Below are 20,506 nucleotides of genomic sequence, written 5' to 3' on the forward strand. Positions count from 1 at the left end.
CCCCCCGCGCCGGTAGCTCACGGTCCGTTGGTTGCTCACAGCACCTTCTCCTCGTACAGCCGGGACACTTCCTCGCTGATCGCCTCGAGGCGCCGGGCGACCGACGCGAACACCTTCTTCGGCGCCGCGTTGTCGGCGTAGATCTGCTGCAGGCCGGTGTAGATCGCGACGTTCGCGTTCCGCCCGTAGAGCCGGATCGCGTCCTGCGGGCGGGCGTTCACCAGCTGCGCGATCGCGACGCCGTAGTTCGGTTCGTCGGCGACCAGCTTCTTCAGCGCCGGGTCCTCGCGGGCCTTGTCGACCACCGGGAGGTACCCGCTCTGCGTGGTCCACCAGGCCGAGTTCTCCGGCGTCGCGAGGAACTGCAAAAAAGCAGCGGCCGCCTGCTTGCGCTCGGCCGACGCGTTCCGGAACATCCCGATCCCGCCACCACCGGTCGCCAGGCCGGCCGCGACCTCGGACGGGATGAACCCGGCGCCGACCTTGAACTTCGCCTTGCTCATCGCGCTTTTCAGGCCACCGGTGGAGTCCTGGCACATCGCGACCAGCCCGCCGGCGAAGTCCGTCATCGGACTGCTGGCCATGTAGCCGTGCCCGTCCTCGTGAATCAGCTGCCGCTGGAACTCGCCGGCCGCGACCGCGCCGTCCTGGTCGATCGCGACGTCGAGCCCGTTGGAGTACGCGCCACCGAACTGCCACACGTTGCCCTGGAACTGCCAGTCGCCGTCCACCTTGGCCAGCGCCAGCGTCCGCATCGGCCGGCCCTTGGCGTCGACCTTCGCGAGCGTGTCACCCCACGACCGCAGCTCGCTCCAGGTCCGCGGCGCCCGGTCGGGCAGGCCGGCCTTCGCGAAGACGTCGCGGTTGTAGTAGAGGATCGGCGTACTGCGGGCGAACGGGACGCACCAGCTCTGCCCCTTCACGACGTACTCGTTGAACAGCTTCTGGTGGAAGACCGCCGGGCCGAACCCGTCGGTGAAATAGCCGTTCAGCGGTTCCAGCGCGTCGTTGAGGAAGAACCGTTCCCAGGTGACATCGGACAGCACGGCGAGGTCCGGCGTCTGCCGCGCGACCAGTCCGGCCGCGACCTTCTGTGCGACGTCGTCGTAGCTGCCCTGGAACTGCGCCTCGACGTACACGTCGGCCTGCGACTCGTTGAATTTGGCAACGAGGGTGTCGACCGCCTTGCCGTTCGCACCGCCGTACGACGACCAGAACACGACCCTGGTCCGCCCGGCGTACTGCTTCGGTACGGCGCCGGCCGGTTGCTTGTACTCCGCGTCCGCCGAGCGGTAGCCGCACCCGGCCAGTGACGCGGTGGCGGCCAGCCCGAGGAAGGCCCTGCGACGCATGGTCATCCCTTCAACGCTCCTTGGGTGATGCCGCCGACGATGTAGCGCTGGGCGAACAGGAAGATCAGCAGCATCGGCGCGAGCACGAGCAGCGTGCCGGCCATGATGGTTCCCCAGTTGGCCAGACCTTCCTCGTCCTTGAGGATCAGCAAGCCGACCGGCAGCGTGCGCATGCTGGCGGTGTTGGTGACGATCAGCGGCCAGACGAAGTTGTTCCACTCCTCGACCGCGGTGATCACCACGACGGTGACCAGCATCGGCCGCGACATCGGCAGCACGACCCGCCACAGTGTCCGCAGGTGACCGGCGCCGTCGACCGCCGCCGCGTCGGTGACCTCACCGGGCAGCGTGAGGAAGTGCTGGCGCATCAGGAACGTCGCGAAGGCCGACCCGATGCCGGGGATGATCAGTCCGGCGTACGTGTTGATCCAGCCCAGCGACGCGACCGTCAGGTAGTTCGGCAGCAGTGTCACGTGGCCCGGCACCATCATCGCGCCGAGGATCAGCAGGAACAGCACCTTCTTGAACGGGAAGCGCAGATAGGCGAACGCGTACGCCGTCAGCACGGCGTTGGCGACCTTCAGCAGCGTGCCGATCACCGTGATCACCGTCGAGTTGACGAAGAACCGGTCGAACGGCGCCGCCTCCCAGGCCAGCTTGAAGTTGCCCCAGGTGAAGTCGTCGGGCCACCAGACCGGCGGCCACTGGTAGATCTCGGCGGGCTGCTTCACGGCCGCGGAGATCAACCAGTACAGGGGTCCCAGGAAGATCGCCGCGACGCCGAGCAGGACGACGTACTGCACTGCACGGACCTTCATCGGTAGTGCACCCGCCTTTCCATCACCCGGGCCTGGATCGCGGTGACCACCAGCAGGATGACGAACATGATGATCGACAGCGTCGCGGCCCGGCCGGCGTTGAACGCCTGGAAACCCTCGTTGTAGATCGACCAGCTCAGCGTCGTGGTGGCGTCGCCCGGACCGCCACCGGTCATCACGGCGATCACGTCGAAGGCCTGGAAGGTACCGATCACGGTGGTGATCAGCAGGAAGAACGTGATCGGCGCCAGCAGCGGCAGCTTGATCGCCCAGAATCGCGTCCAGGTGCCGGCGCCGTCGATCGCGGCGGCCTCGTCGAGCTCCTTCGGCAGCCCTTGCAGGCCGGCCAGGTAGATCAGCGCGGTGAAGCCGACGCTCTTCCACAGGTAGACGATGACGAGGCCGGGCAGCGCCCAGTCGGAGTTGTTCATCCAGTCCGGTGGCTCGGCGCCGAACGGTTCGATCAGCGCGCGCATCAGGCCGTAGCCGGGGTCGAAGACGAACAGCCAGATCGTCGCGACCGCGGCGCCGGACAGGATGTGCGGCGCGAACGAGATCGTCCGGACCAGGCTGCGCCCCTTCAGCGGCTGGTTGAACAGCACCGCCAGCGCCAGGCCGATCACGAGGCTGCCGGCCACGATCAGTCCGGTGAACGCGACCGTGACGCCGAGCGTCTTGTGGAACGCCGGGTCGGTCAGCGTGTTCACGTAGTTGGTCAGGCCGACGAAGGTCGGCCGGGCCGCGATCATGTTCCAGTCGGTCAGGCTGAGGAACGCGTTGTAGAGGATCGGCCAGTACGCGAAGACCGCGATCACCAGGAGGTTCGGCGCCACCAGGAGCGCGAACAGCCCGTACTCGCGGCGCCTGCGCCGTCGCCGTTCGTCGGTCCCGGCCGGTGCTCTCACCTCGTCCGGATGGGTCCGCGCCGGCAGGTCCACCACTGTCATGCCACTCGTCTCCTCGTCCTGCTCAACACCCCGGCCAAGGTTTCGGCCAGGTCGGGCGGGGCTGCGAGCAACCCGCCCGGCAACGACGTTCCCGGTCCGCCGATCGTGCGCGCGCCGGCCTCCCGTGCGATCAGTCCACCGGCCGCCACGTCCCACGGCTGGATCACGTGCTCGTAGTACGCGTCCGCCGTACCGTCGGCGACCGAGCACAGGTCGAGCGCGGCCGATCCGCCACGGCGCAGATCCCGTACGGCGGGCAGCAGGTGCCGCAGGTATTCGGCCTGCTCCGCGCGGCGTTCCGCCAGGTACGAGAACCCGGTGGCGACCAGCGCCTCGGCCAGCTTGCGACCCTCGTGGACCTTCAGGTACTTCCCGTCGCGCGATGCCCCCGCACCCCGCACGGCCGACCAGGTAATCCCCGTCGTCGGCTGGTGCACAACGCCGACGAGCGCGCCGCGCGCGTCCTGGACCGCGATGCTCACACACCAGTCCGGCCGCCCGTACAGGTAGTTGACCGTCCCGTCGAGCGGATCGATCACCCAGGTCAGCCCGGTCGTGGACTTCTCACGGGCGCCTTCCTCACCGAGCAGTCCGTCCCCTGGACGAGCGCTCAGCAAGCCGTCCACAATCAGTTGCTCGGACGCCCTGTCGGCCGCACTGACCGGGTCCGTACCGGAACTCTTGGTCTGTGCGCTCTCCAGCGACACCTCGTCCTGCCGGGACAGCAGTTCCGCACCGGCCGCATGGGCCAAACGCGTGGCCAGACCGAGCAGGTCACGGGGGTCGGGAGTGGACATGCCGGTGAAATTATCACCGAATGATGGTTTCAAACAGCCCTACGATGTGATTTTCTCACCAAGTTCACATTGATCATTGTCGAGGCGCAATCTGACCGCACGGTGACGGTCCGGCGACGGCAGGAAGCGGGCCAGGTGGCCGAAGGCACCGACCGCGATCAGGTGCAGCACGGTCGCCGCGGCCGCGAGCACCGGCATCCCTGCCCCACACGCCATTCCGATCGCCGCGGTCATCCAGATCGTGGCGGCGGTGGTCAGGCCGCGGACCACGTCGCGGCGCATGAAGATCACGCCGGCGCCGAGGAACCCGACGCCGGAGACCACCTGGGCGGCGATCCGGGACGGGTCGAGGTTCACGTCGGTCCCGAGCACGGTGGAGAAGCCGAAGCCCGAGACCAGCGTGAACAGCGCGGCGCCCGTCCCGACCAGCGTGTGCGTGCGCATGCCGGCGCTCTTCTGCTGCAGCTGCCGTTCGAGGCCGATCAGCATCGACAGCCCGAACGCGATCAGGAGCAGCAGCAGCTCGGTGCCGGTGCTGCCGGAGACGAACTTCATTTCAGGAAGTCTGCGACAGCCTTGGCGGCCAGCGAAGCTGCTCGGTGGGCGGTCTGCCGGGTTGCTCCGGCCAGGTGCGGGGTCATGACGATGTTCGGGGCCGTCAGCAACCGTGAGCCTTCGGGCAGCGGCTCGGTCGGGAAGACGTCGAACGCTGCCGCGCCGAGCTGGCCCGACTCCAAGGCGTCGACGGTCGCGTCGTAGTCGAGCAGGCCGCCGCGGGCAGAGTTCACCAGTACGCCGCCGCGCGGCATCCGCGCGAGCTGGTCGGCACCGATCATGCCGCGGGTGGTGTCGGTCAGGCGGGCGTGCAGGCTGACCACGTCCGACCGTTCGAGCAGCTCGTCCAGCTCGACGACCTCGATGCCCGGCGGCGGCGCGGCGGGGTCGAGGACCGGGTCGGCGACGAGGACCTGGGCGCCGAAGGCAAGCATCACCCGGGCGACCCGGCTGCCGATCGCGCCGTACCCGATCAGGCCGACCGTCGAGCCGTCCAGCTCGCCGCCGCACTCGTCGTACGCGTAGAGATCGCTGCGCCACTCGCCTCGCTCGAGGGTGCGTTGCAGCTGCGGAAGCTTGCGCAGGGCCCCCATCATCAGCGCGATCGCGTGCTCGGCGGCCGCGCCCGCATTGCGGCCGGGTGTCGAGGCGACCTGTACGCCGCGCTTGTTGGCCGCGGGCACGTTCACGTTGACCGGACCGCCACGGCAGCAGACCAGGTAGCGCAGGTCGGGCGCGGCCTCGAGCACGCGCTCGGTGAACGGGCCCATCTGCGTGACCACCAGCTCGATGCCGGGCAGCGCCTCGATCAGCGCGTCCTCGACGTCACTCGCCTCGTCGACCTCGGCCACCCGCCCGTACGGCGTGAGCGGCCAGGGCAGGGTCAGTTCGCTGAACTCGAAGGTGACGCCGGGCAGGGCGGACAGCTTCTCGGCGAGCAGATCGTTGCGGACGAAGTGATCGCCGGCGAGCAGGGTTTTCATCGAACTCCTGAGAACGTGGGGGCCGGGTCGGCCCAGCGGGATCGGGCGGCCTCGATCCGGCGCAGGTAGTGCGCGTAGCCCTCGGCGTAGAAGGCAGCACGGGTGGGATCGGGATCGATCTGGCGGGTCTCGGCGATCCATTCGTCGCCGACCTCGCCCTGGACCCGCTTGGCCGCGATCACCCCGCCGCGGGCGGCGACCTGCGAGGCCTCCGTGGTGTGCAGCGGCGCGTCGAGGACGTCGGCGAGGATCTGGGTCCACTCGTTGCTGCGGGCGCCACCGCCACAGACCGTGACCTTGCCCGTCCAGCCTGCCGCGTCGAGGCAGTGACGGGCGGCGTATGCGATGCCCTCGCAGGTCGCGCGCAGGAGGTCGCCCTGGGTGGTCGAGAGCGAGATGCCGTCGAAGGTGCCGCGGGCGTCGGTGGCGACGAAGGGGGCGCGCTCGCCGGCTTCGGAGAGGTACGGGAGAACGGTGACGCCGTTGGCGCCTGGCCGGCTGCCGGTGAGGAGTTGCTGGAGCTGGGTGGTGGTCGCGCCGACGAGTTTCAGCACTTGGTCGAGCGCCGCCGTACCGACCATGGCCGGCATCGCGCGCAGCCAGACTCCGGGGGTCCAGGTGCCGAGGAAGAGACCGGCTGGTTCGCCGTCCACCGGCAGATCCCTGGTCACGACCTGACAGGCCAGGGTGGTCCCGACAGTGAGCAAGGCGTCGCCGACCTCGGTCACGCCGGCGCCGATCGCCGCGGCGGGGAGGTCGTACGGGCCTGATGAGACTCGAGTGCCCTTCGGGAGGCCGAGACTGTCGTCCTGCAGCTCACCGACCGGCTCGCTCACCGGGGCCAGCAGGTGTTGCCAGTCCGTCAGCCCGCAGGCTGCCAGCGCCTCGGCGTCGTACTCGCCGGTCCTGGGGTCGAGGAAGGGCGCTGACGCATCGGACACGTCGGTCGCCCGGACGCCGGTGAGCCGTTGCATGACGACGTCCTTGCAGTACGCCGCTGTCGCCGCTCGTTCCAGGACTTCTGGTTCTTCGGCCAGCACAGCTGCCAGCAAGGGGCCGGAAGCTCCGGGGAACATCCGGTTGCCCGACCGCCGGAAGACCTGCTCGACTACTCCACTCTCGGTCCACTTCCCGAGGATCGAACTACTTCGAGCATCCAGCCAGGAGATCGCAGGGCGCACAGGACGACCGGAGTCGTCGACCAACCACAACCCATCACCTTGTCCAGTAATCGCGATCACGGGCTCGCCGGCCTCGCCCCCGATGGAGGAGGGAGAGGCAAGCCCCTCCAGGGAGGCCCCGAGCTCCTGGATCACCTCGTTGACTGAGGCAACTATTTCGTCGGTGTCGTGCTCGAAGCGGCCGGGGCCGGGGCGGGCCAGGCGGGTCGGCCTGGATGCCTCGGCCACCTGTCGGCCGCGGTCGTCGAAGGCGACGGCCTTGGTGACAGTGGTTCCGACGTCGACACCGATATCCATGGGCGGTCTCCTACAGAGGGGCTACGTCGACCTGTGCGCCCTGGTCGCGCAGCGCGTGGACCAGGTCCTCGGGGGTCTTCTCGTCGACGACGACCACGTCGAAGTCGGTCAGCGGCGCCAGCCGGTGCAGCGCGGTGCGCTGGAGCTTGCCGTGGTCGACCAGCAGGACCTTCGTCCGCGCGGCGCGGAGCATCGCCTGCTTGACCAGGACGATCTCCTGCTCCTGGTGGTAGGCGTGCGTCGGCGACACCGCGGACACGCTGCAGAACAGCAGGTCGGTGTGCAGTGCGCCGACCGCCTCCGCGCACGGCAGCCCGCCGAACGAGTCGTGGGTCGCGGAGTAGATCCCGCCGAGCGCCAGCAACGTGACGTCCCGCAGTTGGGTGAGCCGCGTGATCGCCGGCAGGAAGTTCGTTGCCACGGTCAACGGAGTGATGTCCTCCAGCAGCTCGACCAGCGCCAGCGCGCTGGTCGAGTCGTCGAGCATCACCGACATGCCGGGCTCGATCATCGTCCGGGCGTGCCGGGCGATCGCCGTCTTCTCGGCCGAGGCCGTCGTGAGCCGGTACGCGACGTTGCTCTCGAACACGCTCGTCGGCTGGGCGCTCACCCCGCCGCGGTACTTGCGGACGACGCCCTGCCGCTCCAGCTCGTCGAGGTCGCGGTGCACGGTCATCACGCTCACCCCGAACGCCTCGACCAGGTCGTTCGCGGACACCGAGCCGTGCTGCACGACGTACGCCGCGATCTCGGCCTGACGGCGAGCCGGCCGGCTCAGTTCGGTGCTGTCGTCCACATCGGTCATGCGGGGATCTCCGTTCGTACTGCGGGGACGTTGAAAGCCTCGAGACCCACTGTGCCGTCCTGCTGCCGCAAACGCACCAGCGCCGCGGGACCGAGTGCCGGTAGCAGTCTGCGGTAGTCCCTGACCGGCAGGCCGAGCACCCGGCAGACCAGCAGCCGGATCAGCGTGTTGTGGGCGACGACGAGGACCTTCCCGCCCGCGTGCCGCTGGACGAGCTCGTCGAAGCCCCGCCGCACCCGCTCGGCGGCGTCGGCGACGTTTTCCCCACCAGGGAAGGGATTCGCGACCGGGTCCACCGTGAAGGCACCGGCGACCGCCGGTGGAAGCTCGCTCAGCATCTTGCCCTCGGCCGACCCGAAGTCGACCTCGCGCAGCCGCGCGTCGGTGGTCGGTACGAGCCCGAGCGCCTCGGCCGTCGGCGCGATGGTCTGCCGGGCACGGAGCATCGGCGACGACCAGAGCGCGTCCGGCTGGAAGTCCTCGGCCCACACCTTGAGGAACTCCGCCTGCTGCAGTCCGACCGAGTCGATCGGCAGGTCGGTGGAGCCGGTGTACCGGTTGCCGTGGTGCCACTCGGTCCGCCCGTGCCGGGCCAGGACGACGGTCGTCCTCATCGCAGATACCCCCGTCGGTCCAGCTCGGCCACGAATCCGCCGTACAGGTCGGTGAGTCGGTCACTCGGCCGCGGCTCGATCACGCGGCCGATCCGGACCATCCGCCGTGCGGTCTCCGCCACCGACGTACCGCCGGATGCCGCGAGCACAGCCATCCCGTACGCCGGATCGGCGGCCTCCGGCAGCTCGACCGGTACGCCGAGGACGTCGGCGCGGAGCTGGTTCCAGTGCTCGCTGCGCACCGCGCCGCCGGTCAGCGCGACGGATCGCGGCGCCTCGGCACCGAGCTTGGTCAGGTGCTCGAAGGCGAGCCGCTCAATGAACGCGACGCCCTGCAGGACACCGACGTAGCGGTGCAGGTCGTCCGGTACGTCGCCCAGCTCGAACCCGGCCGCCTCGGGCGCGACGAACGGGAAGCGCTCGCCGGGCTTGGTGAGCGGGTAGATCGTGGCGCCGACCGGTCCGGCGAGCTGAGTCGCCGCGCGGTCGAGTGCGTCGAGGTCCGCGCCGGGCAGCATCGTGGTGAGCGCGCCGGCGCCGGTGTTGGACGCGCCGCCGGGGAGCCAGCCGTCGCCGTCGGGATGGCGGTGGCTGTAGACGGCGCCGGTGGGGTCGGTGATGAGGTCCTTGGTGACGCCCTTCAGGACGAGCGTCGTACCGAGCACGGAGTTCCAGGCGCCGGGGGTGAGTGCGCCGGCCGCGATCTGCGCGGCGCAGCCGTCGGTCATGCCGGCGACGATCGGCGTACCGGCGGGGACCCCGGTGACCTGGGCTTTTGCGACCGAGACGGTGCCGATGAGTGTTCCGGGGAGGACTACTTGTGGAAGTAGGTGGCCGGGCAGTCCGAGCCGCTCGAACGCACTCGCCGGCCAACCGCCGGGCGCGGCAGCGCCGTCGGCTCCGGGGGCGTCGCTGCCCCGCTCCCCAACATCAACCAGGTCGTAGCCGGTTTTCAGGGCGTGGCTGGTGTCCGTGGCGACCGGGTGACCTGCGAGGTCGGCCGCCACCACGTCCGCGCTGTGGGCGACGAGTTGGTCCTCAGCAGGGTCGAGCCAGAGGATCTTCGGCAGCGCCCAGGTCGGCTGCATCGCCGAACCCCAGCGGTCGGGGTCGGCGGCGACGATCCTCGGCAGGAAGTTCGCGGCGCGCGCGTCGTCGTACATGAGAGCCGGTGACACCGGTCGGCCGTCCAGGTCCGTCAGCAGGACCGTGCCGGAGGTGGAGCAGATCGCGAGACCTTCGACCTCACCGAACGAGGCGACCTCGGCGAGGACCTGCTCGACGGCGGTGATCCACTCCTGCGGGTCCTGCTCGTGCCAGACCTCGCCGCGGCGGCTGGTCAGCGGACGGGCCGCCCGCGCGAGGACCTCTCCCGTAGCCTCGACCAGCACGGCTCGCACGCTCTGCGTGCCGAGGTCAACGCCGATCCACGCCACAGTTCCGCCTCCCGGTGTTAGTTACGTTGGTAACATAACACCAAGAAGCGATAAGAGCTGCTGCTAGCTGTGCATCAGGAGCAACGACGGATGAGCGCTCGCCACCTCGAGGCGACCTGCGTCGATCGCACCGAAGGCCCCGATCGGGCCGCTCGCCGGCCGGCCGTGCCGGTTGGTCCAGAATCCCCAGCCCGCCGGAGCGTCCGGCCACTCGGGGTCCGGCTCCCAGCCGACGGGTGGTCGCCAGCTGTCACTCGGTGGCTCAGGCCAGTCGGGTGGTGAGTTGAATCGATGCACGGGCGGCCCTTCCGGATTCCCCAGGAGACTCATCGGCGAGAAGTGTCTGACTCCTCAACGAACTTGTCGTCCGAACGTCACGCCTAAATCTTCGTAAAGTTTATGGCCCTGGGCCCCATTCGGACAGCCCAACAGGTAGTGACGAATCGCCACTCTGCGTGCCGTTGCCGACAGCCACTACTCGTCACCGTCCGCAGTGCGGATCACCGAGGGTTGACATCCCCGCCCGCCCGACGGACCTTGATCTCAGTCGATCGGCGTCGTGGGGGGACCATGGATACTGATCAGAGCGTCGTACTGCCGCACCGGTTCACCGGCCGGACCAGCGGTGCGACCCTGCTGAAGCTGAGCTGCGCCCGGCCGCGTCCCGGCCGCCCGTTCGGCGCCGATGCCGTCGCCCGGCTCACCGCCGACGGCCTGCTCGGCCAGGTCCTCTGGAGCACGACCTGTACGGCGACCGACGTCTCGTGGGCGAACTTCCAGCAGCTTCGCGACAGCGGCCTGTTCCTTGCCCAGGTCGACCTCGGCGGCGCCGCCGGCGACCCGGCCCGGGTCCGCGAGCTCGTCCTCGCCGTCCAGATCCTGCGCAGCCTCGGGATCCTGGTCGAGTACGACCTGGACCTGTTCGCCGGGACGCCGCGGTTCGCCGGCGTCCGCGACAAGGTCGCGATGCTGCGGGCGATGGTCGGCGACGGCTCGACCCCGGCGTACTTCACGACCGCCGCGATCGTGGCCGACTGCTCCCCCTGGCTCGCGGGCTACCGGCAACGACTCGATCCGGCGGTCCAGCCCTGGCTCGGCGCGGGCGGGCTGTCGCAGCAGCTGTCCGAGGCATGGGCCGAGATCCTGCTCGCCGAGCGGCTGCTGCTCGGCCTGCGCGGTGGCGCCGCACACCGGATCGCACTGCAGCGGCTGACCCTGCGCAGCAACACCGAGCTGCTCAACCTGGTCGCGACCAGCGCCCGCGAGTTCGAGACGTCCGGTGGCACCCGGTTGCTGGACGACGAGCTGGTCGGACCGCGGGCGGAGCTGCTCACCCAGACGATGCTTGCCCTGCGCAACCGTTTCTGGGCGGCCAACAAGCACGTCGTCCCGGGACCCGTCGCCGCTTACGGTGGGTGATCACTCTTCGATCTGAGCGTGAAGGGTTCCGCTCGCAGTTCCAACGTTGTAACAATGGCCCATGAGGATCGCCCACCTTGTGTTGACCGCCCTGATGCTGACCACGGCCGCCGTCCCGGCCGCCGCTGCCGAACTGCCCGAATCACCTGCCAGTACGGAGAACGTGATGGCGCAGACCTTCCGTAACCCGGTGAACCGCGGCGCCGACCCGTCGCTGATCCACTACAACGGCAAGTACCACATCGCCACCACCACCGGCGACCGGATCGGCATCTGGTCGTCGTCCAGCCTGGCCACGCTGCTGGCCGCGCCGGAGAAGGTCGTCTACCGCGACAGCGACCCGAGCCGGAACACGCAGATGTGGGCACCGGCCTTCCGGCACGTCGGGAACCGCTGGTACGTCTACTACACCGCCTCGGACGGTGTCGACGCGAACCACAGGATGTACGTGCTGGAGTCGGCCGGCGACGACCCGCTCGGCCCGTACACGTTCAAGGCGAAGATCGCGGACTTCGGCGAGTACGCGATCGACGGCGAGCCGATCACGCACAACGGGCAGCAGTACTTCGTCTGGACCGGCCCGGGCCGCGGCCAGGGTGGACCGGCGCAGCTCTACATCGTGCGGATGAGCAACCCGTGGACGGCGACCGGCAACCGGGTCGCGATCCCCGCCGACGGCGGCTGCTCCGAGGTCCGCGAGGGCCCGACACCGCTGTACCGCAACGGCCGGACGTGGCTCACGTACTCGTCCTGCGACACCGGCAAACCCGACTACCAGCTGTGGATGAAGAGCATCGCGAACGGCGCCGACCCGATGGTCGCGGCGAACTGGGTCCAGCACCCGGGCCCGATCTTCTCCCGCAACGACGCGAACGGCGTCTGGGGTCCCGGCCACCACTCGTTCTTCACCTCGCCCGACGGCACCGAGGACTGGATCGCCTACCACGGCAAGAACACCAGCGCCTACACGTACTCGTTCCGCACCGCGCGGGTGCAGAAGATCACCTGGAAGGCCGACGGCTCACCGAACCTCGGCAGCCCGCTCGCCGCCGGCGCCACCCAGCAACTGCCGTCCGGCGACCCCGGCGCGACCACCTCGGTGATCAACGACACCGACGTCGGCACCGGCCAGAACCAGGTCGAGTACGCCGGAGCCTGGAACTCCGGCTCCGGCTGCGGCAACCAGTGCTTCTGGGGCAACGACCACTGGACCGGCATCGCCAACGCGTCCGCGACGATCCGCTTCACCGGGACGAAGGTCGCGCTGCTCAGCGTCGTCGACGTCGGCAACGGCATCGCCGCCATCTCGATCGACGGCGGACCCGAGCAGCGCGTCGACTACTACAGCTCCCTGCGCGTCGGCGAACAGGTCACCTACATCAGCCCGACGCTGTCCCCCGGCCCGCACACCCTGAAGATCCGCGTCACCGGCGAGAAGAACCCGGCCTCGACCAGCACCCAGGTCAGCGTCGACCGGATCGAGGTGTACTAGCGCTGTACGCCGTGAGTGACAGAATGGCTGAGTGGGTGAGACTGCGAAGGAACTGGTGAACGGGCAGAGCTCCGCCTGGCGGCGGATGCTCACGCACCCGTTCGTGGCCCGGACGTCCGACGGCACGCTGCCGCGCGAGACCTTCGACCGGTGGCTGACCGAGGACTACTACTTCGTCCGGTCCTTCCAGGTCTACCTGGCCGAGCTGAGCGCGATCGCCCCCGACGACGAGGCCCGTGAGGTCCTCGCCGGGGGCGTCGCCGCGCTCGTCCCGGAGCTGGCCCTGTTCGAGAAGGCCGCCGCCGGCCGTGGCCTCGACCTCGCCGTCGAACCGTCGCTGCTGAACGTCGGCTACTCGTCGTACCTGCTGAGCACGGTCCGCGAGGGCTGGCCGGTCGCGATCACCGTCCTGTACGCCGTGGAGAAGGCCTACTACGACGCGTGGGCCTCGGTCCGCGACACCACCGGCCCGGACACGCGGTACGCGGGCTTCATCGCGAACTGGTCGTCGCCGGAGTTCGCCGCGTACGTCGAGCAGCTCGCCGCGCTGGTCGACCGCGAGGTGCTCACCGAGGCGATGGAGCTCGGCTTCGACCGCGTGGTCCGCTTCGAGCTCGCGTTCTGGGACCTGGTGCACGGGTGAAGACAGCGGTCCTCGCGAGCGGCGTCATCGCGCTCGGCCTGATCGGCGCGGCCGGGGGCTACCTCGTCGGCGACCTCACCCAGCCGACGTCGGCCAGCGCCAACAACGAGTACCCGACCGGCGGGGACTCGCCGCCGGACGTTCCGCTGCCCAAGAAGACCGCGGAGCCGTACCCGAAGACGCCACTGTCGGCCGCCAAGCTGCGGTACCACACCGAGAACTTCACCATCCGCGACAAGTCCGGCGCGCAGGTTCCGCTGTCGATCAGAGCGCCCCGCGGCTGGCAACTGACCCGCGACCCCAAGGCACCCCAAGAGGTGAAGTTCCTCGACCCGCTGAAGGAGCGCGGGATCCGCGTCGAGTCGGCCCTGCCCGAGTCGCTGACCACCTCCGACTCGATGCAGCGACTCATCGCGGGCCTGGAGTCGAGCCAGCCGTACGAGAACGACCTGAAGATCCTGTCCCAGGACGAGCAGATCGAGATCGAGGGAACCTCCCGAACGGCCGCGACGCTGATCTACACCTACATCCCGAAGAAGACGCTGCGCTACGTCATCGTCGCCTGGGTCTCGACCCGCGGCGACGACCTGGCCACGGTCGAGATGAGCATCACCGGCCTGCCCCAGGACGCCACCGCCCTGAAGGCCCTCCTGGCCGAAGCCACCAAGTCGGTCACAGTTCGGGACTACTGAACCGCGGGGCGAACCTTTCTCCGGTTTACGGTGTCCAAGTGCCATCGGGGGCGGAACCGGGAGAGGAGGAATGCCCGTGGCCGGGCGATTCGTGGGTGGTGTGCTGCTAGGTGCCGGGCTGCTCGTGATCACGCTGGCCGGCGGGGCCGGCGGGTACGGGATCGGGCAGCTGACCGAGCCGCGGGCCCAGTCGACGGAGTCTGCGGCGCCGTTGGGTCCGAGCGCCGAGGTCACCCCGACGGAGCCGCTCAACGTCGCGGTCAAGGATCCGACGCCGGCCTTGAAGAAGAGCGAGCTGCGGTACAAGGAGCGGGAGTTCGTCGCGAAGAAGACGGTCCGGTCGCAGGTGACCGTCGAGGTGCCGAAGGACTGGCACCTGACGCTGTCCGCCGACCCGCAGGACCAGGCCCGGTTCACCGATCCGACCGGACGGCGGTTCGTCCGGGTCCAGGCCGGATTCACCATCGAGCGGCCACCGGCGGCGTCGATGGCCGAACGGATCGGGCAGCTCGACGGCACGCCGTACCGTCAGGACCTGCGGATCGTGAGCGAGCGGGTCGCCGAGGACAAGCGGTCGGCGACGCTGATCTACACCTACGTCCCGGACCCGGAGAAGGTCCTGCGGTACGTCGTGGTGCGGTGGGTCGCGCTCGACGGCTCCGGCAACTGTGCCGTCGAGATCGCCGTGTCCGGGCTGAACCAGGACAAGGAAGCGATCCCGGCGGTGCTGGAGCGTGCGGCGGACAGCGTCACGCGCTCCGACTCGTCACTGTGAGGCGTCCGCCGGCCAGATCGTGCGGAAGACGATCGAGCGGAACCGGTAGAACCGGCGACGGCTCGACTGGACCAGGGCTGGCGACGGCATCAGCCGGTCGATCACATCCCGCACGGGGACTCCTCAGCGGCGCGGTGAAAACGGGGGCCGCAGCAGAGTAGGCGTCCGGGTGCGCAGAGTGAAATCCCCCTGACACCAAAGTTTACCGATCAGTTGCGTTGGACCGCGCTGTACCCGTCCAGGACGCCCATCGTGCGCGGCTCGACGTACCGCTGGTAGCTGAACCCGGCGGCACCGGACACCAGGAACGTCACGACAGCAGCCGCGATCCACCGCCCCTTCCTCCGAGGAGGCCTGGCCGCCTTGGCCGCCGCTTTGGCAGCCTTCGCGACTTCCCCGGCTTGGGCTTTCTCAGCGGCCTTGGCAGCCTTCCGATCCTTGCGCGACAGGCCGGTCTTGTCGGAAGCAACTACTTGCTGTTCCGAACCGGAGCCCACGTCAACCGAAGCCAACGCCGAGATCGCACCGGCACCGGCAGCCGACGCACTCGCCGTGCCCGTCGTCGGGGCGCTCGCCGTGCCCGTCGTCGGGGCGCTCGCCGTGCCCGTCGTCGGGGCGCTCGCCGTGCCCGTCGTCGGGGCGCTCGCCGTGCCCGTCGTCGGGGCGCTCGCCGCACCGGCGGTCGGCCCGGGCAGGCCCGTCGCCGGCCCTGCGCTTTCCCGCTCCGCCTTTTCTTCAAGTACCGGCGGGGTCTCAGGTGACCTTTCGGCCGCGGCCTGCTCGGGCTTCAGCAAAGTCGGCGCGTTCTCGTCGCTCGGCGCCGTCGGCTCGGGGTCGTCACCAACGCGAACCGGCGTCGTGAGCGCCTCAGCCGCCCGGAGCTGCGTCGGCGCCTCCGACGACGGTCGCTCGGTCGGCGCGTCCGCGCCGCTCACCGCGATCGACTCCGTCGTCAGCCCGGCGACCGACGACGGCAGGAACCCGTGGGTCGTCTCGTCCAGCGCACCGACCAGCTCCCGCGTGAAGCTCGCGACGTCCGGCCAGCGGTTCGCGCGGTCGGGGTCCAGCGCCCGCACGATCGCGACGTCGATCTTGTCCGGTACGTCGAACCCGAGGCTGCTCGGCGGCGCCGGTGCGTGCACCCGCCCGGCCGCGCCCAGCCCGTCGACCTGGTGCGGCGACCGGCCCGTCAACGCGGCGTACGCGACCGCACCCAGCGAGTACTGATCGGCGCGCTCGTCCAGCCGCTCGCCCATCGCCTGCTCCGGCGCGACGTACGACGGCGTACCGCCCGGCATCGTGATCCGGGAGACCTCGTCCAGCGACTTGCCCAGCCCGAGGTCCGAGAGCACCGCCCGCTCGCCCTCGTCCGCACTGCGGAACAGCACGTTCGCCGGCTTCACGTCACGGTGCAGCAGTCCGCGCCGATGCAGCGCCTGGAGACCCCGTCCGACCTGGACGACGACGCCCACGGCGTTCGCCGGCGCGAGCGGCTCCTTCTTCAACCGGTCCGCGAGCGTCCCGCGATCGGCGTACGTCAGCACCAGGAACGGGCGCCCGTCCTCCAGCTCACCGACGTCGTGCACCTGAACCACGTGCTCGGACTCGACTCGGCGCAGGAAACGCCCCTCCTCGAGGAACCTCCGCCGGACGGCGTCGTCGTGGGCCCAGTTCTCGGCCAGCACCTTGACCGCGACCTCGGCGTCCAGCTGCTCGTCGTGAGCCAGCCACACCGTCGCGAAACCGCCTGAGCCCAGGCGTCGGCGCACGACGTACCGGCCTAGTCTGGATGGGACCCCCATACAAGGCATTATGGATCACTGGGAGTTCCCTGGTCCCGGCCGTGTTGACAACCCTGTTGACAACCTCCGGGACCCCACCTGGCGGCATCGAACAGACAAGGCGCTGATGAGCGATACCAGCAGTCCGACCGACGATCTCGGGGTCCTGGCCGAGCGGGCGCAGGCCGGTGACAAGAACGCGCTGGACGACCTGCTCCGGCTGGTCCATCCGCGGGTCCTGCGGATCTGCCGCAGCGTGCTGCCGTACTCCGCGGACGCCGAGGACGCCGCGCAGGAGGCGCTGCTCAACATCGCCACCAAGATCAACACGTACTCGGGCCGCAGCAGTTTCTCCACGTGGGTGCACTCGGTCGCGGCGAACTCGGCCCGCTCGACGTACCGCAAGCTGAAGCGCACCGCGCAGGCCGCGCACAACCCGGAGACGATGGATCGCCCGGACCCGCGCACCACGAGCGTGATCGCCGGCACCCGCCTGGACCTGCTCGAGGCCCTGGAAACGCTGGAGAAGTCCCGCCCGCAGATGGTCACACCGCTGGTCCTGCGCGACGTCTACGGCCTGTCGTACGAGGAGATCGCGGCCGAGGTCGGCGCCCCTCTGGGCACCGTCAAGTCCCGCATCCACGACGCCCGCGAGGTCGTCCGCCCCCTGCTCCGCCCCAAAGACTGACCCCAAACCTGCCCGAAAGCGCACCTCCCGGCACCAGCAACACGGTGACCATCACCACAGTCACCACAGCAAGTACCAGCGCGATCTCAGCTGACCAGTCGCGACCAGGTCCCTCACCTCCGAGGCTCACGACCCGGTCCCACCTGCGCGCACCCGGCTTTTAACGTTCAACGGCGCAACGACCCCGGCAGGTGTTTCAGATGAGCGCCGCGACCCTGGCCCGTGTTCAGATGAGTGGGTGACAGCGCGCCTGGTCTCGCCGGAACTGGTCGGGCGGGATGCCGAACTGAAGCGGTTACTGGCGGCAGCGACCAGCTCCCACGCGATCGCCCTCGTCGAAGGCGAGGCCGGTGTCGGCAAGACCCGGCTGGTCGCCGAGCTCGCTCGCCGCGCTCCGGACCGCCTCTTCGTCAGCGGGTCCTGCCGCTGGATCCGTGAGCCCTTCCCCCTCGGCCCTGTCCTCGACGCGCTCCGAGCCGTCGCCCCGACCCTCCAGAATGCTCACCTGTCGCCGGTCGCGGGATCCGTGAGGCCCTTCCTGCCCGAGCTCGCGGCGGTCCTGCCGACCCTGCCGGAGGCCCTCGACGACCGCAGCGCCGAGACGCACCGGCTGTTCCGCGGGCTGGTCGAGATCCTGACCGCGCTCGGACCGGCCGTACTCGTGCTGGAGGACCTGCACTGGGCCGACCGGCAGACGCTCGACTTCGTGGACCACCTCGCGTCCGTGCTGCCCGCGGAGCTGTCCGTCGTCCTGACGTACCGGCGCGAGGACGCGGCACCCGACGTACTGGCCCTGGCCGCGCGATGGTCCGACGGGCCTGTCCTCGCGCTGACACCGCTGGACGCCGCGACGACCGCGACCTTGGCCGGTACGATCCTCGGGGCGACCACGGTGTCCGACGAGTTCGGCCGGTACCTGTGCGAGCGGACGTCGGGGCTGCCGTTCGCGATCGAGGAGCTGCTGGCCCTGCTGCAGGCCCGAGGCTCCCTAGTACGACGTGACGGAGGCTGGGAGCGCCGGACCCTCGACGAGCTGGACGTCCCGGCGAGAATCCGGGACGCCGTGCTCGAGCGGCTCGGCCGGCTCTCGCCCGAGGCGCGGCGGATCGCCGAGGCGGCATCCGTGCTCCAGGTCCCGATGCCCGACCAGGTGCTGATCGCGACCGCGAGCCTCGACCCGGCCGATGCCGTCGCAGGGCTGACCGAGGCACTGAGGTCCGGCCTGCTCAGCGAGTACGCCGAAGGCCCGATCGGCTTCCGCCATCAGCTGGCCGGACAGGCCGTGCTCGGAGGGCTTTCCGGACCGGAACGGCGAGCGCTGCACGATCGCGCCGCGACCGCGTTGGCGACGCTCGATCCGGTGCCGCTGGGACAGCTGGCCCACCATCTCCACCAGGCCGGCCGGACCGCGCAGTGGCTGGTCGCCGCCGAGCAGGCCGCCGACCAAGCCGTTGCCCTGCGCAACGATATGGAAGCGGCCCGGCTCTACGAGCAGGTTCTCCGGGAGACCAAGGGCGACGCCGTACTGCGCGGCCGGCTGGCGGTGAAGCTCGGGCAGGCGGCGATCGAGATGCTGCACGTCGCCCCGACGGTCGCGAGCCTGCTGACCGACGTACTGGACGACGAACTGCCGCCGGTCGTGCGGGGCGAGCTCCGGCTCCGCCTCGGCCTGCTGGCCCACGTGTCCGACGACATCGATCCCGCCCGCGAGGCCGAGCTGTACCGCACCGCCGTCGGCGAGCTGGACGAGCGCCCGGATCTGCAGGCCTGGGCGATGGTCGGCCTCGGGCTGCCGGCGCCGGGCACCGATCCGGTCGAGCGGCGCCACTGGCTCGAGCGGGCTCTGGTGACGCTCGAGCGGGTGACCGATCCGGACTTTCCCGTGTTCCTGCTGGGCAAGATCGCGATGGTGATGCTGGCGGTCGGCGATCCGCTGTGGCGCCAGGTGACCGAGCAGATGGTTCGCCGGACCACGCCGGCGTCGTCGCACCGGATGGTGGCGAACGCCTACACGTCCGTCGGCCTGGAGGCGGTGTACGTCGGCCACTACCCCGACGCGGCCAAGCTGCTCACGGAAGCGGACGAGCGGGCCGACGCCGCCGGTAGTCACCAGCTGCGGCTGCGGGCCCGTGCTGCGTGGGCTGTCCTCGACTACTACCGTGGCCACTGGGACGGGCTCGCCGACCGGCTGGCCGGCCTGAGCGCGGAGCTGCGCGAGTCACCGAACTTCGGGATCGACGTCGACGCCGTCGCGGCCAGTCTGGTGGCGGTGACCAGTGGGACCCAGGAGTCGCACGACCGGCTGGCCGCCGTACTGCGTGATGCCGAGCAGCGGCACGTCGTGGACCTGCTCGGCCGGCCGACTGCTGTCCTGGTGCGGTACGCGCTCGACCGTGGTGACATGGCGACGGCGGCCAGCCTCGCCGACCACCTGACCCAGTTGTACGGATCGCATGAGCTGTGGTCACTCCTGCCGGACGCGCTACCGGCGCTGGCACAGGCTTCGGCTGCTCCGGACGAGCTGGTACGCCGTTGCGAGGCTGAGTTCGCGCAGCTGGATCTGCCACTGGCTACGGCGGCTCTGCGGCGAGCAGAGGGGGACCTGGCGGGCTCGGTCGACCTGCTGCTCCAGGCGGCGACGGAGTACGCCCGGGTGTCAGCGCCGTACGACGAAGCACTCGCCCGCGAAGCCGCCGCGCGTCTGCGACTGGAGTCCGGTGAGGCCGGCGGGGCGGAGAACCTAGTGGAGGCGTTGGCGCGCTACCGCGTACTGGGCGCCCGGCGTGACGACGACCGGGCCACCACGCTGGCCCGCCAGTACGGCGTACCGGTGCCTGGGCGGCATCGCGGTGGGCGGCGCGGGTACGGCGCCGATCTGTCGCCACGGGAGCAGCAGGTCGCGGAACTGGCTGCCACCGGCCGGACGAACAAGCAGATCGGAGAGGAACTCTTCCTGTCCCACAAGACGGTCGACAAGCACCTGCGCAGCGCGCTGGCCAAGCTCGGTCTGCGCTCCCGGACCGCGTTGGCGCACCACCTGGCGGGCAACGACTCGTAGCAAGGATGGGGCATTCGCCCACTGGCTACGGCTCGTGGCCCAGCGCACTCTGATGCGATGGACCACCCCGACCCGGTACCGCCCGCCGAGACTGCCCCTCACTCCGCCGTGCCCCTGGAGGCGGAGCAGGCCGGCCCCACCGAGGCTCCGCCCGCCGCAGAGGAGACGGCAGA

At 70.0% G+C, this 20,506-nt stretch carries 20 protein-coding genes; 7 read left to right on the plus strand and 13 right to left on the minus strand.

Annotated features, from left to right (window positions below):
* Window positions 1-35 precede the first annotated feature (35 nt).
* The 11 genes from HDA39_RS27205 to HDA39_RS27255 form a co-directional block, all read right to left on the minus strand.
* Window positions 36-1,358: an ABC transporter substrate-binding protein gene (locus HDA39_RS27205; RefSeq protein ID WP_184799830.1), complete on the minus strand. Its 1,323-nt coding sequence runs from the start codon at window positions 1,356-1,358 to the stop codon at window positions 36-38.
* Window positions 1,355-2,170 carry a carbohydrate ABC transporter permease gene (locus HDA39_RS27210; RefSeq protein WP_184799832.1) on the minus strand — a complete coding sequence of 272 codons (816 nt, stop codon included), beginning with the start codon at window positions 2,168-2,170 and terminating at the stop codon, window positions 1,355-1,357. Before HDA39_RS27210 ends, HDA39_RS27205 begins: the two co-directional genes overlap by 4 nt.
* Complete coding sequence (locus HDA39_RS27215) at window positions 2,167-3,117, minus strand: carbohydrate ABC transporter permease (RefSeq protein ID WP_238356161.1); 951 nt, start codon at window positions 3,115-3,117, stop codon at window positions 2,167-2,169. The genes HDA39_RS27210 and HDA39_RS27215 overlap by 4 nt, the downstream gene beginning before the upstream one ends.
* A complete protein-coding gene (locus tag HDA39_RS27220; protein WP_184799834.1) occupies window positions 3,114-3,914 on the minus strand; it encodes an inositol monophosphatase family protein in 801 nt (266 codons plus the stop codon). The genes HDA39_RS27215 and HDA39_RS27220 overlap by 4 nt, the downstream gene beginning before the upstream one ends.
* A gap of 39 nt (window positions 3,915-3,953) precedes the next feature.
* Window positions 3,954-4,469, minus strand: a complete 516-nt coding sequence (locus tag HDA39_RS27225) for an MgtC/SapB family protein (protein WP_184799836.1) — start codon at window positions 4,467-4,469, stop codon at window positions 3,954-3,956.
* Complete coding sequence (locus tag HDA39_RS27230) at window positions 4,466-5,452, minus strand: 2-hydroxyacid dehydrogenase (RefSeq protein WP_184799838.1); 987 nt, start codon at window positions 5,450-5,452, stop codon at window positions 4,466-4,468. Before HDA39_RS27230 ends, HDA39_RS27225 begins: the two co-directional genes overlap by 4 nt.
* Complete coding sequence (locus HDA39_RS27235) at window positions 5,449-6,930, minus strand: FGGY-family carbohydrate kinase (protein ID WP_184799840.1); 1,482 nt, start codon at window positions 6,928-6,930, stop codon at window positions 5,449-5,451. Before HDA39_RS27235 ends, HDA39_RS27230 begins: the two co-directional genes overlap by 4 nt.
* A 10-nt stretch (window positions 6,931-6,940) precedes the next feature.
* Window positions 6,941-7,735, minus strand: a complete 795-nt coding sequence (locus HDA39_RS27240; protein ID WP_184799842.1) for a DeoR/GlpR family DNA-binding transcription regulator — start codon at window positions 7,733-7,735, stop codon at window positions 6,941-6,943.
* Window positions 7,732-8,349, minus strand: coding sequence for a histidine phosphatase family protein (locus HDA39_RS27245; RefSeq protein WP_184799844.1), 618 nt, complete (start codon window positions 8,347-8,349; stop codon window positions 7,732-7,734). Before HDA39_RS27245 ends, HDA39_RS27240 begins: the two co-directional genes overlap by 4 nt.
* Window positions 8,346-9,785, minus strand: a complete 1,440-nt coding sequence (locus HDA39_RS43840) for an FGGY family carbohydrate kinase (protein ID WP_184799846.1) — start codon at window positions 9,783-9,785, stop codon at window positions 8,346-8,348. The genes HDA39_RS27245 and HDA39_RS43840 overlap by 4 nt, the downstream gene beginning before the upstream one ends.
* Before the next feature lie 63 nt (window positions 9,786-9,848).
* Window positions 9,849-10,115, minus strand: coding sequence for a hypothetical protein (locus tag HDA39_RS27255; RefSeq protein WP_184799847.1), 267 nt, complete (start codon window positions 10,113-10,115; stop codon window positions 9,849-9,851).
* A gap of 240 nt (window positions 10,116-10,355) precedes the next feature.
* On the opposite strand from HDA39_RS27255, the gene HDA39_RS27260 reads away from it, so the two are divergent.
* The 5 genes from HDA39_RS27260 to HDA39_RS27280 all read left to right on the plus strand — a co-directional run bounded on the left by HDA39_RS27260 (window position 10,356) and on the right by HDA39_RS27280 (window position 14,806).
* The gene (locus HDA39_RS27260; protein WP_184799849.1) at window positions 10,356-11,204 is read left to right on the plus strand and encodes a hypothetical protein; all 849 of its coding nucleotides are present in this window, start codon (window positions 10,356-10,358) and stop codon (window positions 11,202-11,204) included.
* Between the two features lie 61 nt (window positions 11,205-11,265).
* Entirely contained in the window at window positions 11,266-12,696 is a 1,431-nt protein-coding gene (locus HDA39_RS27265) for a family 43 glycosylhydrolase (RefSeq protein WP_184799851.1), read from the plus strand.
* Between the two features lie 31 nt (window positions 12,697-12,727).
* Window positions 12,728-13,339, plus strand: a complete 612-nt coding sequence (locus HDA39_RS27270; protein WP_184799853.1) for a thiaminase II/PqqC family protein — start codon at window positions 12,728-12,730, stop codon at window positions 13,337-13,339.
* Window positions 13,336-14,031, plus strand: coding sequence for a hypothetical protein (locus tag HDA39_RS27275; RefSeq protein ID WP_184799855.1), 696 nt, complete (start codon window positions 13,336-13,338; stop codon window positions 14,029-14,031). Before HDA39_RS27270 ends, HDA39_RS27275 begins: the two co-directional genes overlap by 4 nt.
* Window positions 14,032-14,107: 76 nt before the next feature.
* Window positions 14,108-14,806, plus strand: a complete 699-nt coding sequence (locus tag HDA39_RS27280) for a hypothetical protein (protein WP_184799857.1) — start codon at window positions 14,108-14,110, stop codon at window positions 14,804-14,806.
* On the opposite strand, the gene HDA39_RS43435 is transcribed toward HDA39_RS27280, so the two are convergent.
* Window positions 14,798-14,920: a hypothetical protein gene (locus HDA39_RS43435; RefSeq protein WP_273482333.1), complete on the minus strand. Its 123-nt coding sequence runs from the start codon at window positions 14,918-14,920 to the stop codon at window positions 14,798-14,800. The genes HDA39_RS27280 and HDA39_RS43435 overlap by 9 nt on opposite strands.
* Before the next feature lie 95 nt (window positions 14,921-15,015).
* Complete coding sequence (locus HDA39_RS42555; RefSeq protein WP_238356162.1) at window positions 15,016-16,608, minus strand: serine/threonine protein kinase; 1,593 nt, start codon at window positions 16,606-16,608, stop codon at window positions 15,016-15,018.
* A 106-nt stretch (window positions 16,609-16,714) separates the two neighbouring features.
* Here HDA39_RS42555 and HDA39_RS27290 point away from each other — a divergent pair, with 106 nt between their 5' ends.
* Both HDA39_RS27290 and HDA39_RS27295 read left to right on the plus strand, forming a co-directional pair.
* A complete protein-coding gene (locus HDA39_RS27290; protein WP_184799859.1) occupies window positions 16,715-17,275 on the plus strand; it encodes an RNA polymerase sigma factor in 561 nt (186 codons plus the stop codon).
* 238 nt (window positions 17,276-17,513) lie between these two features.
* Window positions 17,514-20,333, plus strand: a complete 2,820-nt coding sequence (locus HDA39_RS27295) for an AAA family ATPase (RefSeq protein WP_184799861.1) — start codon at window positions 17,514-17,516, stop codon at window positions 20,331-20,333.
* Window positions 20,334-20,506 lie beyond the last annotated feature (173 nt).

The organism is Kribbella italica, assembly GCF_014205135.1.
Lineage (GTDB): Bacteria > Actinomycetota > Actinomycetes > Propionibacteriales > Kribbellaceae > Kribbella > Kribbella italica.

What these genes read in the sequence shown, in the direction of transcription:
- HDA39_RS27215 (WP_238356161.1), bottom strand. Translation starts at nt 3,117, where the DNA reads ATGACAGTGGTGGACCTGCCGGCGCGGACCCATCCGGACGAGGTGAGA.
- HDA39_RS42555 (WP_238356162.1), bottom strand. Translation starts at nt 16,608, where the DNA reads ATGGGGGTCCCATCCAGACTAGGCCGGTACGTCGTGCGCCGACGCCTG.
- HDA39_RS27255 (WP_184799847.1), bottom strand. Translation starts at nt 10,115, where the DNA reads ATGAGTCTCCTGGGGAATCCGGAAGGGCCGCCCGTGCATCGATTCAAC.
- HDA39_RS27245 (WP_184799844.1), bottom strand. Translation starts at nt 8,349, where the DNA reads ATGAGGACGACCGTCGTCCTGGCCCGGCACGGGCGGACCGAGTGGCAC.
- HDA39_RS27225 (WP_184799836.1), bottom strand. Translation starts at nt 4,469, where the DNA reads ATGAAGTTCGTCTCCGGCAGCACCGGCACCGAGCTGCTGCTGCTCCTG.
- HDA39_RS27260 (WP_184799849.1), top strand. Translation starts at nt 10,356, where the DNA reads ATGGATACTGATCAGAGCGTCGTACTGCCGCACCGGTTCACCGGCCGG.
- HDA39_RS27235 (WP_184799840.1), bottom strand. Translation starts at nt 6,930, where the DNA reads ATGGATATCGGTGTCGACGTCGGAACCACTGTCACCAAGGCCGTCGCC.
- HDA39_RS27205 (WP_184799830.1), bottom strand. Translation starts at nt 1,358, where the DNA reads ATGACCATGCGTCGCAGGGCCTTCCTCGGGCTGGCCGCCACCGCGTCA.
- HDA39_RS27265 (WP_184799851.1), top strand. Translation starts at nt 11,266, where the DNA reads ATGAGGATCGCCCACCTTGTGTTGACCGCCCTGATGCTGACCACGGCC.
- HDA39_RS27240 (WP_184799842.1), bottom strand. Translation starts at nt 7,735, where the DNA reads ATGACCGATGTGGACGACAGCACCGAACTGAGCCGGCCGGCTCGCCGT.
- HDA39_RS27230 (WP_184799838.1), bottom strand. Translation starts at nt 5,452, where the DNA reads ATGAAAACCCTGCTCGCCGGCGATCACTTCGTCCGCAACGATCTGCTC.
- HDA39_RS27220 (WP_184799834.1), bottom strand. Translation starts at nt 3,914, where the DNA reads ATGTCCACTCCCGACCCCCGTGACCTGCTCGGTCTGGCCACGCGTTTG.
- HDA39_RS27210 (WP_184799832.1), bottom strand. Translation starts at nt 2,170, where the DNA reads ATGAAGGTCCGTGCAGTGCAGTACGTCGTCCTGCTCGGCGTCGCGGCG.
- HDA39_RS27290 (WP_184799859.1), top strand. Translation starts at nt 16,715, where the DNA reads ATGAGCGATACCAGCAGTCCGACCGACGATCTCGGGGTCCTGGCCGAG.